Origin of the sequence: Cytobacillus sp. FSL R7-0696, assembly GCF_038006865.1 — a bacterium.
GTDB lineage: Bacteria > Bacillota > Bacilli > Bacillales > Cytobacillaceae > Cytobacillus > Cytobacillus kochii.
Window position 1 is genome coordinate 2,019,748 of the sequence record NZ_JBBOWA010000001.1, and the last position, 14,785, is coordinate 2,034,532.

Sequence of the window (14,785 nt, forward strand, 5' to 3'; positions counted from 1 at the left end):
CACTGGTGAAGAACTTATCAAATGTACGAATAAATCTTAATCTAGTAAGTCACGCTAAATAGAAAGAAAATAACTGAGTAAGCTGATTCAGCCTTTTACTCAGTTATTTTTATAAGTGATTGTGGTAAACCACAGTCTAATCATTTATTCTGCTAGTTTTTCTAAATTGCCATTACGATCCATTTTGAATTTAGTGGCGGTTCTTTCCTCATCATCTAAAATCGCTAATTTTCGAGCACGGTTCATAATATTCATTAATGTCTCGTAATCTTCTTGGATAGTGACACTATTCTGCTCTAGCTTGCTTACTCTTGCCGCTAATTCTTGGTTTCTAGCCTTTAAAGAAGCATTCTCGCGCTTAAGTCTTTCATTCTCATTTTTTAAGATATCCAGTTTAATACTTGAGTGACTTAATGATTCAAGGTATTGAATGACACTTGCCATCGTCATATTAGATGATGAAGTTTCCTCCGTTTTGAATACAGGTGTTTCCACTTCTTCAGTAGGAGTCGCATTAGTTGTTGTGACTTCAGGTTCTTCAAATAGCAAATCATTCATCGGCTCCATCGCTGTTTCTACGTCATCTAATGTAGGAACTGGTGGTGAATATAATAGTTTTTTCTTTCCACCTTGCTCTTTGCCAAGCATTCTTTGTCGTTGCTTTCGTTGTTTTTTTGCTAGTTGAAGGGCTTTTTCATATTGGTGCCGTACAACTGCATTCCAGCGAAACCCGCAAGCAGCTGATGTGCGATTCAACTTATCTCCAACTTCTTCAAATGCATTTAATTGCGTACTACCTTCACGTACATGCCTTAAAACCGTTTCTGCTAATAATAAATCATTTTCCTCTGACCATGCATCTTGACGTACTTTCATGATCTCAACTCCCTAAATTTTTATAATAGTTAAGCTTTAGCAATAGGATTGTCAAGAATAAAAGGTTTTATACATTCTATGTTTGAAAGGATAGTAGAAGATGATTTCTAATAGATACGTATGGTAAATCATGTTAAAAATGTCGAAAAAAATTCTCATTTCGCCAAAAAACAACTAGGACAGGGGTTCGTATGTGCAGGAGAGGTTGGTCTATTACATTCGGGGGGTGAAACAAAAGAAAGAGAAAGATATAATAGGGGAAGAAAAAAACAGATGAAGAGCAGTCAAATGTTTGAATGTAAAAAAAGAAGTTAATATATTGGTTATGTCTATATAAAAAAAGGAGGTGTCATGATGTCATATGCGACAGAAAAATTAACTGAAGAAAAGGTATTTAAAGATCCTGTTCACCGTTATATTCACGTGAAAGATCGTCTTATCTGGGATTTGATTGGTACTAAAGAATTCCAACGTCTAAGAAGGATTAAACAGTTAGGAACAACCTTTCTTACCTTTCACGGAGCGGAACATAGCCGGTTTAATCATTCGCTTGGTGTCTATGAAATTGTTAGGCGAATTGTCGATGATGTCTTCAAAGGACGTCCAGAGTGGAATGATGACGATCGTTTATTAACCCTTTGTGCAGCATTGTTACATGATTTAGGTCATGGGCCGTTCTCGCATTCTTTTGAAAAGGTATTTGGCTTAGATCATGAAAATTTTACAAAGAAAATTATTCTCAGTAACACAGAAGTCAACAATGTGTTAAGAAGAGTAAGTGATGATTTTCCAAAAAAAGTAGAAGAAATAATTGCGAAAACGTCTAAAAACAAATTAGTTATCAGTTTAATCTCTAGTCAAATTGATGCCGACCGGATGGATTACTTACAAAGAGATGCCTATTTTACAGGCGTGAGTTATGGTCATTTTGATATGGAACGTATTTTACGAGTGATGAGGCCAAGGGAAGACCAGGTTGTGATTAAACAAAGTGGCATGCATGCTGTTGAGGATTACATAATGAGTCGATACCAAATGTATTGGCAAGTGTATTTTCACCCTGTAACGAGAAGTGCAGAGGTAATCTTAACAAAAATTCTCCATAGGGCAAAGGCTCTATATGAAGCATCTTATCAGTTCAAACAAGCCCCTGCTCATTTTTATTCTTTATTTAAAGGCGAAATAACGGTGGATGATTACATTCATCTGGATGAATCAATTGTTCTATACTATTTCCAAATGTGGCAGTGGGAAGAAGATGAGATTTTAAGTGATTTAGCGCAACGTTTCTTAGACCGTCATCTCTTTAAGTATGTTGAATTTGACCCAGCCAAGGAATATAAGAAACTGTCAGAGCTGTCTATATTATTTTTAAAAGCGGGAATTGACCCTGAATATTACTTAGTTGTCGATTCTTCCTCTGATTTACCTTATGATTTTTATCGACCGGGTGAAGAAGAGGAGCGTTTACCGATTCATTTATTATCGAAAAATGGAGAGGTAAGGGAATTATCTCGGGAATCATCGATTGTTGATGCTATCTCAGGTAAAAGAAGGACCGATCATAAATTATACTATCCTGCCAATCTCCTTCATGATGAAGGGCCACATAAAGAGATTAAGAAACAAATACGAAAATTACTAGACTTAGAATAAAAAAGTTCGAATCGAACGTAATAAATAATTAGGAGATGAATCAATGTGCTGAAAGACCATGCAAAAATCATTCATGCCATTGCTGCCTCGGATGAAATTGTCGGCCGTAAAAAGCTACAAAAAATGATTTACATTGCAAAAAAAATCAATTATCCTTTTCATGAGAAATTTGCCTTTCACTTTTATGGACCTTATTCAGAAGAACTCACTCTTCGTATTGAAGAACTATGCAATATGGGATTCTTGAATGAAATTAAGGAAAAAAAAGGTGGATACTATCAATATCGTTATACACTAACCGAATCGGGAACAGAATTTCTAGAATTAAATGAAGTAAATATGCCTCATTTAAAAGACTGTCTCGTTGATATGAATGAACAATCAGCAAGATTTCTAGAGCTAGTATCCACTGTCTTATACTTCGAGGAACTGCCTAAAGAAGAAGTAAAGGAAAAGATCTTCACGCTCAAAAGCAAACAACGATATACAGAAGAAGAGATTAACCAAGCTTATCACTATATCGATGCCTTAAATACAAAAGCCGCTATCCTATCATAGGAGCGGCCTTTTTCATATTGAGGTTGTTTATATTTATGCTCGTGTGGAAATGATATTACGTGACTTAATCGGTAATAAAAATTGAGTGCTTCTGTTTTGATGGATTAGAGTTTGTGAGTCACTCAGAAAGAGAAAAGGAACTGAGTGCTTCGCAAATGAGGTTTGTGAGTCACTCAGAAAGAAAAAAGGAACTGAGTGCTTCGCAAATGAGGTTTGTGAGTCACTCAGTAGGAGAAAAGAGAATGAGCGCTTTGTAAATGAAGTTTGTGAGTCACTCAGAAAGAGAAAAGGAACTGAGCGCTTCGCCAATGAGGTTTGCGAGTCACTCAGGTGAGAAAAGAGAATGAGCGCTTCGCAGCTGAGGTTTGTGAATCACTCAGAAAGAGAAAAGGAACTGAGCGCTTCGCCAATGAGGTTTGCGAGTCACTCAAGGTGAGAAAAGAGAATGAGTGCTTCGCAAATGAAGTTTGTGAGTCACTCAAGGTGAGAAAAGAGAATGAGCGCTTCGCCAATGAGGTTTGTGAGTTACTCAAGGTGAGAAAAGAGAATGAGCGCTTCGCAAATGAGGTTTGCGAGTCACTCAAGGTGAGAAAAGAGAATGAGCGCTTCGCAAAAGAAGTTTGTGAGTCACTCAAGGTGAGAAAAGAGAATGAGCGCTTTGTAAATGAAGTTTGTGAGTCACTCAAGGTGAGAAAAGAGAATGAGCGCTTTGTAAATGAAGTTTGTGAGTCACTCAAGGTGAGAAAAGAGAGTGAGCGCTTCGCAAATGAGGTTTGCGAGTCACTCAAGGTGAGAAAAGAGAATGAGCGCTTTGTAAATGAAGTATGCGAGTCACTCAAGGTGAGAAAAGAGAATGAGCGCTTCGCAAATGAGGTTTGCGAGTCACTCAAGGTGAGAAAAGAGAATGAGCGCTTCGCAGCTGAGGTTTGTGAATCACTCAGAAAGAGAAAAGGAACTGAGCGCTTCGCAAATGAGGTTTGCGAGTCACTCAGTAGGAGTAAAGAGAATGAACGCTTCGCAAAAGAAGTTTGTGAGTCACTCAGAAAGAGAAAAGGAGCTGAGCGCTTCATAAATGAAGTTTGCGAGTCAATCAGAAAGAATAAAGGAGATGAGAGCACAACTAAATCGTAAAAATACACATATCTCATGCTGTATTTTTACGCTCTTACTTACGCGCATAAAATTTAATTTGTTCCGGCTTATCCTCACCCTGGGAAGTTTCTTCATGTCTGAAAAGAAAACGTTGTATTTCCCTCAGAATTGCGTAGTTCTCTTAAATCTAATGGGATCCGGAAGGCGGAGCGAAAATTTGATTGGATTCGGCCGAAAATGAGTGAAAAAAAGGATCCGAGAGGAAATTCTGATATGAAGAACCTAGGCAAAATCAATAATAGTGTACAAGAACAATAGAGAATCTTAAATGAAGGAATTCACCAGGAACACAAAAAAAATAACCGGCACCAACGAATAACTAACATTGTCAGTGCCGATATATTTCAATCTTGTATTTTATTGGTCGCTCAGACGCTTGCCACCAACAGCATAATGGTTCTTGCTCATTTCTTCTATAAATACAGTGATTTTTTCATTTGGAGCACCTGTTGTTTCGCTCACGGCTACTGTGACTTTTTCTACGAGTGCTTTCTTTTGATCTTCTGTACGTCCTTCAAGCATTTTAACAGTTACGTATGGCATAAGTTCTTCCTCCTAAATGAATTCGCGCTGTTTCTGAACAACGATTATTTTAAGTTTTCCATATTTTCTTCATTTAGACAAGCAAATTTATAGTAGCGCATGATTTCCTTATTGCAGGAATGATGCGTTATACTTTAATATGTATGACAAAGATAAGGTTTACATATGGTTAATGAAAAGGTATAAAACACTCATTCATGAGTTAAAAAAGGGGATTAAAGTGTGGAACAATTCTTAGCCTATCCACTTAGGGATATTCCCTATGTAGCTATCACGTTAATTATTGCCTTCACTCTTCATGAGCTTGCCCATGCGTGGGTCGCCTATAAATTTGGTGATCCAACGGCAAAAAATCAAGGCAGATTGACGTTGAATCCCATTAGTCATTTAGATCCAATTGGGACACTCTTAATTTTTATAGCGGGTTTTGGGTGGGCGAGACCAGTCCCTGTTAACCGCTTCTTTTTTAAAAATCCGAGGCTTGCTGGTGTATGTGTTTCTTTAGCTGGTCCATTGAGTAATTTTGTTTTGGCTACATTTGCTTTAGGTTTATGGTATTGGTTAATTGGAAATGGTTATACAGTGCCGGAGTCGTTGCTCGCGTTTCTCAATATTTTTATTGGTCTAAATATGCTTCTTTTCATATTTAATTTAATCCCTTTGCCGCCTTTAGATGGCTATCGGGTGATTGCAGATTTAGTACCAAATGATTGGCGAGCGAAGATGACGTCAATTGAGAATTATGGAGGTCTTATTTTTCTCATCCTTGTGATTACACCGCTCAGTCAATATACGATTAGCCCTATCCTGAATACATTACTTCCAGCGATTATGGAAAACCTAAGCGCATTCTTTTATACATTATTTGTGAAATCATAGATGAAGGAGGAGTTTCAAATGGCAGAGAATAAGAAAAAAATGGAGTTTAATATTATTAAAAGTGACCCAACCGAGGGGCATGGTGGATTCGGGGCCGGTGCTTTTAGTTTAGATAATGTTTCGCCGGTTATTATAGATGTCAATGAAAAAGAGGCTTCAATCGAGGTTGGGGCAATGCATGCCCGCAGCCCACAGGAAAAAGGCATTAAGTTTTTAAAGACAAAAGAAGAAGTCCCTAATGGAAAGCCGTACTGGTTAATCTGGGTAACGGTAGAACGTGGGGAAGAAGGTACGTATTATGCGGGTGTAACAGCTTGTGAGTTTACAGTTGATCGATCAATTAGAAGAGGGTATAAGTCACTTCCTGAACATGTGAATCGAATGGATAAATCAATTAAAGGTCAAGTAATCGTGGATCATATGGATGTTTCATCTAAAGAAGTATTAGCAAAATTCCTACAAGATTATGATGCAGGTATGTGGGAGAGATCATCAGAACAACTAAAAACAGATTTGCAAGCATAAGAGACAAATTCAGCCATAATTGTGGCGTATTTGTGACAGTTTATTGAAGGAATTTACAAAGTATTGCTTCAAGTGGATAAAAAAAGTAAACTTAATATTAGTGCGAAGCACTGTATAGAACTAGGACACGAAAAACCTCGGCAGCTACTGTCGAGGTTTTTCATTATTTCTACTATTGTCATGTTTGTGTGCGAATTATGAAGTCCATGGTAATATCTTCTTGTACCAAGGCTTTTTCTCCTTAGGGGTTGGCTCTTTCTCTATTTGTTTTTCCTCTGCATGGTATTCAGGCAGGTGAAGCGAACAGTATTCAGTTGGTTCGGTTCCCTTAATAAAGTAGGTAAGACGTTTGGCAGGGCAATTTTCTGTTGCTAGTTTGCCAGTGGAAGGTTCAACATAAACGCCTACTGTATTCTTTGTTGGTGTGAACTGGCGAATTGGAAGTCCCTGGTGGGCATCTTCCATATAATTCCCCCAAATTTCCTTTGCAAACGCCTTTTCCTTCACAAGGTCGATCGTTTGATTATCATCGTAACCTGTCCATACAGCAGTAACGAGCTGGGGAGAGAATCCAGCCATCCAGCTATCAGTCTCCGTCGAACCAGATTTTGCTGCGTATGGTCTTGTGAGTTGATTGCTAATAGTAGATCCAGTCACACTAGCATATCCATTTAATGTCTGATCAAAAATGCCCGTCATCATCTCTGTTACGACAAAAGCTGTATCCTCATCTAATACTTGCTCATTTGATCCCTTAGCCTCGTAAAGGACATCGCCTTTATAATCCTCAACTCTTGTTATAAAAACAGGGTCAGTACGCTTCCCACCATTAGCCAACATGCTGTATGCATTGGCAAGCTCTGTTACTCTTAATCCGGATGTACCCAGGGCGAGTGAAGGGACTTTGGCCATCTTAGACTGAATACCAAAATCTTTAGCGGTCTTAACGAGCGTTTCTTCACCTAAAAAAAGGTGGGTTTTCACAGCATATATATTATCCGAGAGCGCTAGTGCCTGCGCCATCGTTATATCTCCATCTGCATACTTATTATTATAATTATGAGGTGCATAGGTTGATTGTCCATCGTCAAACCGAAAAGTAGTAGGTTTGCTCATTACTGTTGATGCTGGTGTAAATCCTTGTTTAATGGCCGCGTAATATAAAAGGGGCTTCATCGTAGATCCAGGCTGTCTAATCGCTTGTAAAGCTCTATTAAATGAGCTCTCTTCATAATCTGTTCCTCCAACCATGGCTTCTACATGTCCATTTTTAGGATTCATTGATACGAGCCCGACTTGCATTGAAGTATCTTCTGTCATCACTTCTTCAATTGTTTTCTCTGCTATCTCTTGTTTTTGGCGATCTAGTGTTGTGTAAACTCGTAATCCACCAAGTTCAATCATTCTTTCATCAAGGTCTAATTGAGATTTTAGTACAGCTTTGACTGCATCCTGAAAGTAGGGGGCAATAGTGTTCACGTAATATTGATGCTCACCAACGAAAGTAAGCTCTTCATTAAAAGCATTTGCCATTTCCTTTTTCGTAATATATTGATTCCCTACCATAGAAGTTAAGATTAACTTTTGCCTTTGTTTCGCTTTCTCAAATGAGGCAAGAGGTGAGTAGGCACTTGGTCCTTTTGGAATACCTGCGAGCATAGCGGATTCGGCTAAAGTTAAATCAGCTGCATCTTTTCCAAAATAAAACTGACTAGCTGCTTGTGCACCGTAAGCCCTGTTACCGTAATAGATTGTATTTAAATAGCCTTCTAGTATTTGCTCTTTTGTGTAACTCATTTCTATTCTTAGGGTATAAAACGCTTCTTTTATTTTCCTTGTCCACGTTTTATCTTGATCGAGAAAAAGGTTTTTAGCGTATTGCTGACTAATTGTACTCGCACCTTGTACCTTTGCCATTGCTTTTAGGTCTGCCAGCAAGGCGCCAGCAATTCTTTTATAATCAAAGCCATGATGTTCATAGAAACTCTGGTCCTCAATCGCGATCGTCGCATGAATTAAATCTGGGGAAATATCAGTAATATCTGCCCAATACCTTTTCTCCCCTGTGTGACTTTCACCAATAATAGATTCGTCACTTGCCATATATAAAGTGGATTGTGGTACGGCAAGTGGTGGTGGACCTAAAATTTTGGCATAAATGAAAATACCGATGAGCAGGCAGACCACTAACGCTGAACCTATTAAGCTACAAATGACGAGTGCTCGCAAATATTTACCTGCATTTCTAAAGCGCTGATTTGTCATGATTTCCACATATACCACCCCCATTTTAATGTGCTTCGTTTACATATAGTATTGAAAACTATAGGGTATTTTAAACATGCATATTTGTGATTACACGAATCTCTAAAGGCTGCATGAAACCCCCGGAATGGGTCAAACATGAATAGTAAAGTCAAAGCCATGAACATAAAAGAGAAAGTCAGGTCATCAAACACCTAAATCGGTTCAATCATATAGCCAAAAAGTCAAAGACGGGTCCGATTTCATAATGAATGAGTGCGAAGATTCTATTAGCCCACTCTTCTTTTTAACGGGTATCTGCTTTTTAACAAAATTTTCACTTGCAATTTTGCTAGAATCCTCTATACTTTTCTCATGTTTGTCATTTTGCTTTTCGGGAACGATAAGGTTAAATGAGGCACTTTTTCTAATAGAAAGGATTGAAGAATAATGAGCATTTGGTTTACTGAAAAACAAACAGAGAACTTCGGTATCACGATGAAGGTGAATCGAACTTTACATACGGAACAGACAGATTTTCAAAAGCTAGACATGGTAGAAACAGAAGAGTGGGGCAATATGCTTCTTCTTGATGATATGGTCATGACTTCTGTGAAGGATGAGTTTGTTTATCATGAAATGGTCGCTCATGTGCCTTTATTTACTCACCCAAACCCTGAGAATATCCTCGTTGTCGGTGGTGGAGACGGAGGCGTTATTCGTGAAGTGTTAAAGCACCCTAGCGTGAAAAAAGCGACACTTGTAGATATTGATGGGAAGGTTATTGAATTCTCGAAAAAATACTTGCCAGAAATTGCAGGAAAGCTTGAAGACCCGCGTGTAGAAGTAAAAGTGGGCGACGGCTTCATGCATATTGCTGAAAGTGAAAACGAATATGACGTTATTATGGTCGATTCAACAGAACCAGTGGGTCCGGCAGTTAACTTATTTACTAAAGGTTTCTATGCAGGTATTGCTAAAGCATTGAAGGAAGATGGTTTATTCGTAGCGCAGTCAGATAATCCGTGGTTTAAAGCAGACTTAATCCGCAATGTTCAAAAGGATGTAAAAGAAATTTTCCCAATTACACGTCTGTATGTGGCGAATATCCCTACTTATCCTAGTGGATTATGGGCATTCACTATCGGTTCGAAAAAGCACGATCCACTAAAAGTGGAAGAAGAGCGTTTCCACGAAATTGAGACGAAATATTATACAAAAGAACTACATCAGGCTGCATTTGTACTACCAAAATTTGTTCAAGATTTAGTGGAATAAGGAGGACTCTCTATGCGTTTTGATGAAGCTTATTCAGGAAATGTGTTTATTAAAAGTCATCCGCATTATGAAGACAGCAGTGCTGTTATATATGGGATGCCAATGGACTGGACAGTCAGCTATCGTCCTGGTTCAAGATTCGGCCCAACAAGAATAAGAGAAGTGTCCATCGGCCTTGAAGAGTATAGCCCTTATTTAGATCGGGAACTAGAAGAAGTGAAGTTTTTCGATGCAGGAGATATTCCATTACCATTTGGAAACCCGCAAAAAAGTATCGATATGATAGAGGAATACATTGACGGACTACTTGCAGATAATAAATTCCCTATTGGTATGGGTGGGGAGCATTTAGTTAGCTGGCCAGTCATAAAGGCGATGTATAAGAAATACCCTGACTTAGCGATTATCCATATGGATGCACATACAGATTTACGAGACGATTACGAAGGCGAACCACTTTCTCATAGCACACCAATCAAGAAGGCGGCGAATCTCATTGGTCCAACAAACGTCTATTCATTTGGGATTCGTTCTGGTATGAAAGAAGAGTTTCAATGGGCTAAAGAAGTAGGGATGCATATTTCTAAATTTGAAGTGTTAGCACCTTTGAAGGAAGTTTTGCCACAATTAGCTGGTCGTCCTGTCTATGTGACAATTGACATCGATGTCCTTGATCCTGCACATGCGCCGGGTACAGGTACTGTGGATGCTGGAGGCATTACTTCTAAGGAGCTTTTAGCCTCTATTCATGAAATTGCTCGTGCCAATGTGAATGTGGTTGGATGTGACCTAGTTGAAGTGGCACCCATTTATGACCCATCAGAACAAACTGCCAATACAGCTAGTAAGCTTATTCGTGAAATGATTTTAGGTTGGGTGAAATAAATTGATGATGCGAACAAATTCTATTATTGGAGAATTTGTTCGTTTTTTATTTGGTTTTGTGTGATATCTTGTGTTTAGTTCAAAAATACAAACTACGTGAAAAGCTTCATCATACGCTTTTCATCAGAAAAGTCCTGTGGACGCCCGTGGTATACTAGTGGTCAAAGTTGTTATTGTATAATTATTCATGACTGGAAGATAACATTAATTTGTTTTATACTAATAAGGTTATAGAAATTTCGTTTGAAACGGTATAAAAGGATGTGGAGGGATTGTCGAAAGTTTTAGATGATCAAATTCCTGTAAAAATAAATGTGAAAACGACCATCCATGATGGGAATAGTAAGGATACTTTTGAATTAACGGCGGTTGGTCGATACTATAAAAAAGGAAATGCTAGATATCTTCAATATGAAGAAGAGATGGATGTAGGCATGGTGAAAACCATTGTAAAAATGACTGAGGATGACGGTTTAATCTTACGAAGTGGTTCGATAAAAATGCGCTTGCCATTTAAAATGCATCAGTCTTTAAGAGGCAATTATACGACCCCATATGGTGTATTTAATTTAAAAACTTTAACGAAGAGAATGGTGCATGAGTTTAAAGAAGAGACAAGCACTGGCTCTATTGATTTGATGTATGATTTAAACATGCAAGGAGCTAAAGCAGGAACCTATCATCTAACCATCGCATTTGAGGAGGAAAACTGAGTGAATATCGTTGAACAGGTGCAACACAATTTGAAACAGGAAATTAAACAAGCGGTCATAAAAGCTGGCTTAGCTGAAGAGGGACAAATTCCTGATGTTATTCTAGAAATACCAAAAGACAAAACGCATGGTGATTATTCTACAAATATGGCAATGCAACTTGCAAGAGTGGCAAAAAAAGCGCCAAAAATGATTGCTGAAGATATCATTACTCACTTTGATCAATCAAAAGCTTCGATTGAAAAGATGGAAATCGCTGGGCCAGGATTTCTGAATTTTTACATGGATAATCGTTACTTAACGAACTTAATTCCTACCGTGTTAGAAGCAGATGAAGCCTACGGTCAAACTAATGTAGGTAATGGCACAAAAGTTCAAGTAGAGTTCGTATCTGCTAATCCAACAGGTGATTTACACCTAGGGCATGCGCGCGGGGCAGCTGTTGGTGATTCATTATCCAACATTCTAGCGAAGGCAGGCTATGATGTTACGCGTGAATACTATATTAACGATGCCGGCAATCAAATTAATAATCTCGCTTATTCTGTAGAAGCCCGTTATTTCCAAGCGTTAGGTATGGAAAAAGAGATGCCGCAAGACGGTTATCATGGGGAAGATATTATTAATATCGGTAAAACACTTGCTAAAGAACATGGTAATGAGTATGTCGATTACGATGCCCAAAAGCGTTTTGACACTTTCCGTGAGTATGGTCTGAAATATGAAATGGAAAAATTAAAAAATGACTTGGAAGATTTCCGTGTTCCTTATGATGTATGGTATTCAGAGACTTCACTTTATCATAATGGAAAAATCGACCGTGCATTGGAAGCATTAAAAGAGAATGGTCATATATACGAAGAAGATGGTGCGACATGGTTCCGCTCTACTACTTTCGGTGATGACAAAGATCGTGTTTTGATTAAAAATGACGGCTCCTATACGTATTTAACACCAGATATTGCTTATCATAAAGATAAATTAGAGCGTGGCTTTGAAAAAATTATTAACGTTTGGGGTGCAGACCATCATGGTTATATCCCGCGTATGAAAGCTGCCATTCAAGCACTTGGCTATAGTAAAGATGCCCTTGAAGTTGAAATTATTCAGCTCGTTCATTTATATAAAAATGGCGAGAAAATGAAAATGAGTAAACGTACAGGTAAAGCAGTAACCATGCGTGATCTTGTAGAGGAAGTCGGTTTAGATGCGACTCGTTATTTCTTCGCGATGAGAAGTGCGGACACTCATTTAGATTTTGATTTAGATTTAGCTGTATCACAGTCTAACGAGAACCCAGTATATTATGCACAATACGCACATGCGCGTATTTCGAGCATCTTAAGACAAGGTGAAGAACAAGGGTTAGTTCTTGACGCCCAAGCTGACTTATCATTAATCGGAGCAGAAAAAGAACTAGATGTATTGAAGAAAATTGGCGAATTTCCACAAGCGGTAGCTGAAGCAGCTGAGAAGCGCATGCCTCATCGAATTACCAATTATATCTTTGACTTAGCATCTACTTTCCATAGCTTCTATAATGCTGAAAAAGTTTTAGATAGCGAACAGCCTGAAAAGTCAAAAGCAAGACTAGCGCTAATTAAAGCGGTACAAACAACATTGAAAAATGCATTAGCATTGATCGGTGTATCAGCTCCTGAAAAAATGTAAGTGCCGTACAGCAAGCGTCCCACTCATGTAGTGGGCGCTTTTTTTCTTGAAATAAAAATAGATTCACACAATATATTCAGGCTTTGTTGGTTGCTTGCAGAGTAGTAATAGAGGAGAATTAAAAAGTTTCATAAATATCAAGAGGTGCGAAGCGAATTGCACTGTAGAGGATTATCTATCATGACCAAATATGACCTTATTTTATATTAGGATGGGGAAACTACAGGTAGATTTCCTTAACCGAAAAAGGAAGTAGATGCTGGTAGACTAAATAACGCTATCATTCCCACCTCTTTATAAAATCTGAAGTTAGTAATTTTCAAAATATTGAAAGATTCACCTCGATTCAATAGAGTAACTAAGTTGTGTTTGCGTGCAAAAAGCAAAGGGAGAAGGAGAAAAATTGCGCGTAAGTCGTGTTTGCACGCAAAAGGTAAAGGGAGGAGATGAAGAATTGCGCGTAAGTTATGTTTGCGTGCAAAAGACAAAGGGAGAAGGAGAAGAATTGCGCGTAAGTCGTGTTTGCGCGCAAAAGACAAAGGGTGGAGATGAAGAATTGCGCGTAAGTTATGATTGCACGCAAAAGGTAAAGGGAGGAGGAGAGGAATTGCGCGTAAGTCGTGTTTGCGCGCAAAAGAACAAAGGGAGAAGATGAAGAATTGCGCGTAAGTTATGTCTCCGCAGTAAAAGACAGAAGAAAGGGGAGGATGTTATTAAGTTTTTACATGGCATTTCTATCATTACACATAGAAAGAACCTAAAGCAGATAAATAAGATCATTAGTCTACTTTAGGTTCTTTTATTTTTATCGGTATGCATCAGAGTATATATTGTCTTATCCGCTATTTCCATTCAACCGTTCCACCACCAACACGCTTTACCCCGCGAATGCTAGCGACATCTTCAACAAGTTGTAAACAGGCTAAGTTCTTTGCTTTCGCTTCAATCATTAAATCAACATCTTGTCCTATTTCATGGAGAGTCGAGAGCAGTGGCTTAACAAATTGGAAATCTACATAGTCAGCATGTGATCGGTAGGCTTTATCTGACTTAGGCGAAGACACATGAATTTTTGGTCGCAAACCAATATGGCTCCATGTTTGAAACACGCGAGGCAATAATTCTATTAAAGGAATGTCCACGAGATTAGCCATATGGTGATGATAATCAAAAATCATTGGCACCTTTTCTTCTTCACATACAGCAAGTGTTTCCTCGGCATTATAGGTTTTATCATCGTTTTCTAACGTCATTCTCGACTTGATATGAGTGGGTAAAGTTTTAAGGTTTTTCTCGAAACGTTCTAGTGAGGTTTCCTTATCACCGTAAGCACCGCCTATATGTATATTAATAATTGCGGTATCGCTTAGACCCATTGCTTGTAGCATGTCATAATGGTACTGCATATCAGTCACGGCATTCTCTGTCACTCCTTGTCTTGGAGAAGTAAACAAAGTAAATTGATTAGGATGGAAGCTTACCCGTAATTGATGGTCTGTAATTAATTTACCTAATGCATGCCACTCGTCCTTAAATGGAGTTTGGAAATCCCATTTCACATCAGGGTGTGTCGCAAGTGGCACGATCGAACTTGATAATCGGTATAATGGGATTTCATGAGCAATATTATAATGAACCATTCGCCTTGTGTGAGCAAGATTAAGTGCAGTAATTTCCTTGAGTTTATCTAATCTTTCATGAGCATTTAATTGTTGATAGCGGGCGTAAGTAAGTGTTTTTGCAGGGGAGGCATCCCATAATGTAATCGCATGAGATACATACCCGAAACGTATTGAAATCAATAG

15 protein-coding genes are annotated in these 14,785 nt (G+C 38.4%); 11 read left to right on the forward strand and 4 right to left on the reverse strand.

Annotated elements, in window-relative coordinates; genetic code table 11:
• Positions 1 to 144: 144 nt before the first annotated feature.
• Positions 145 to 876 (reverse strand): RsfA family transcriptional regulator, encoded by a 732-nt coding sequence (locus MKX29_RS10475; protein ID WP_263624192.1) that lies wholly within the window; start codon positions 874 to 876, stop codon positions 145 to 147.
• A 354-nt stretch (positions 877 to 1,230) separates the two neighbouring features.
• Here MKX29_RS10475 and MKX29_RS10480 point away from each other — a divergent pair, with 354 nt between their 5' ends.
• From MKX29_RS10480 to MKX29_RS10495, 4 genes are all read left to right on the forward strand, one after another.
• Positions 1,231 to 2,532 carry an HD domain-containing protein gene (locus tag MKX29_RS10480; RefSeq protein ID WP_224936796.1) on the forward strand — a complete coding sequence of 434 codons (1,302 nt, stop codon included), beginning with the start codon at positions 1,231 to 1,233 and terminating at the stop codon, positions 2,530 to 2,532.
• Between the two features lie 45 nt (positions 2,533 to 2,577).
• On the forward strand, positions 2,578 to 3,090 hold the full coding sequence (locus MKX29_RS10485; protein ID WP_224936795.1) for a YwgA family protein: 513 nt from the start codon (positions 2,578 to 2,580) through the stop codon (positions 3,088 to 3,090).
• A gap of 113 nt (positions 3,091 to 3,203) precedes the next feature.
• Positions 3,204 to 3,347: a hypothetical protein gene (locus tag MKX29_RS10490; RefSeq protein WP_341105406.1), complete on the forward strand. Its 144-nt coding sequence runs from the start codon at positions 3,204 to 3,206 to the stop codon at positions 3,345 to 3,347.
• A gap of 73 nt (positions 3,348 to 3,420) precedes the next feature.
• The gene (locus tag MKX29_RS10495; RefSeq protein ID WP_341105408.1) at positions 3,421 to 4,221 is read left to right on the forward strand and encodes a hypothetical protein; all 801 of its coding nucleotides are present in this window, start codon (positions 3,421 to 3,423) and stop codon (positions 4,219 to 4,221) included.
• A 378-nt stretch (positions 4,222 to 4,599) separates the two neighbouring features.
• Here MKX29_RS10495 and MKX29_RS10500 read toward each other — a convergent pair whose 3' ends face one another.
• A complete protein-coding gene (locus MKX29_RS10500; protein WP_095371543.1) occupies positions 4,600 to 4,785 on the reverse strand; it encodes a 2-hydroxymuconate tautomerase in 186 nt (61 codons plus the stop codon).
• A gap of 222 nt (positions 4,786 to 5,007) precedes the next feature.
• On the opposite strand from MKX29_RS10500, the gene MKX29_RS10505 reads away from it, so the two are divergent.
• Together MKX29_RS10505 and MKX29_RS10510 are read left to right on the forward strand one after the other, a co-directional pair.
• A complete protein-coding gene (locus MKX29_RS10505) occupies positions 5,008 to 5,664 on the forward strand; it encodes a site-2 protease family protein (RefSeq protein WP_341105410.1) in 657 nt (218 codons plus the stop codon).
• Between the two features lie 18 nt (positions 5,665 to 5,682).
• Positions 5,683 to 6,189: a YwhD family protein gene (locus tag MKX29_RS10510; RefSeq protein WP_224936792.1), complete on the forward strand. Its 507-nt coding sequence runs from the start codon at positions 5,683 to 5,685 to the stop codon at positions 6,187 to 6,189.
• A 195-nt stretch (positions 6,190 to 6,384) separates the two neighbouring features.
• On the opposite strand, the gene MKX29_RS10515 is transcribed toward MKX29_RS10510, so the two are convergent.
• Positions 6,385 to 8,463, reverse strand: coding sequence for a transglycosylase domain-containing protein (locus MKX29_RS10515; protein WP_341105413.1), 2,079 nt, complete (start codon positions 8,461 to 8,463; stop codon positions 6,385 to 6,387).
• A gap of 420 nt (positions 8,464 to 8,883) precedes the next feature.
• Between MKX29_RS10515 and speE the strand changes: the two genes are divergently transcribed.
• The 5 genes from speE (at position 8,884) to MKX29_RS10540 (ending at position 13,635) form a co-directional block, all read left to right on the forward strand.
• The gene (gene speE / locus MKX29_RS10520) at positions 8,884 to 9,711 is read left to right on the forward strand and encodes a spermidine synthase (RefSeq protein ID WP_224936790.1); all 828 of its coding nucleotides are present in this window, start codon (positions 8,884 to 8,886) and stop codon (positions 9,709 to 9,711) included.
• 12 nt (positions 9,712 to 9,723) lie between these two features.
• A complete protein-coding gene (speB, locus tag MKX29_RS10525; RefSeq protein WP_224936789.1) occupies positions 9,724 to 10,596 on the forward strand; it encodes an agmatinase in 873 nt (290 codons plus the stop codon).
• Between the two features lie 272 nt (positions 10,597 to 10,868).
• Entirely contained in the window at positions 10,869 to 11,309 is a 441-nt protein-coding gene (locus MKX29_RS10530) for a DUF1934 domain-containing protein (protein WP_224936788.1), read from the forward strand.
• The gene (argS, locus tag MKX29_RS10535) at positions 11,310 to 12,980 is read left to right on the forward strand and encodes an arginine--tRNA ligase (RefSeq protein WP_341105418.1); all 1,671 of its coding nucleotides are present in this window, start codon (positions 11,310 to 11,312) and stop codon (positions 12,978 to 12,980) included.
• 403 nt (positions 12,981 to 13,383) lie between these two features.
• Positions 13,384 to 13,635, forward strand: coding sequence for a hypothetical protein (locus tag MKX29_RS10540; RefSeq protein WP_341105421.1), 252 nt, complete (start codon positions 13,384 to 13,386; stop codon positions 13,633 to 13,635).
• A 187-nt stretch (positions 13,636 to 13,822) separates the two neighbouring features.
• Here MKX29_RS10540 and uvsE read toward each other — a convergent pair whose 3' ends face one another.
• Positions 13,823 to 14,779: a UV DNA damage repair endonuclease UvsE gene (gene uvsE, locus MKX29_RS10545; protein ID WP_224936938.1), complete on the reverse strand. Its 957-nt coding sequence runs from the start codon at positions 14,777 to 14,779 to the stop codon at positions 13,823 to 13,825.
• Between the last annotated feature and the right edge of the window lie 6 nt (positions 14,780 to 14,785).

Excerpts from the sequence above, each read along its gene's own strand:
- MKX29_RS10475 (WP_263624192.1), bottom strand. The coding sequence starts at position 876 with ATGAAAGTACGTCAAGATGCATGGTCAGAGGAAAATGATTTATTATTA.
- MKX29_RS10480 (WP_224936796.1), top strand. The coding sequence starts at position 1,231 with ATGTCATATGCGACAGAAAAATTAACTGAAGAAAAGGTATTTAAAGAT.
- MKX29_RS10500 (WP_095371543.1), bottom strand. The coding sequence starts at position 4,785 with ATGCCATACGTAACTGTTAAAATGCTTGAAGGACGTACAGAAGATCAA.
- MKX29_RS10510 (WP_224936792.1), top strand. The coding sequence starts at position 5,683 with ATGGCAGAGAATAAGAAAAAAATGGAGTTTAATATTATTAAAAGTGAC.
- speE (WP_224936790.1), top strand. The coding sequence starts at position 8,884 with ATGAGCATTTGGTTTACTGAAAAACAAACAGAGAACTTCGGTATCACG.
- speB (WP_224936789.1), top strand. The coding sequence starts at position 9,724 with ATGCGTTTTGATGAAGCTTATTCAGGAAATGTGTTTATTAAAAGTCAT.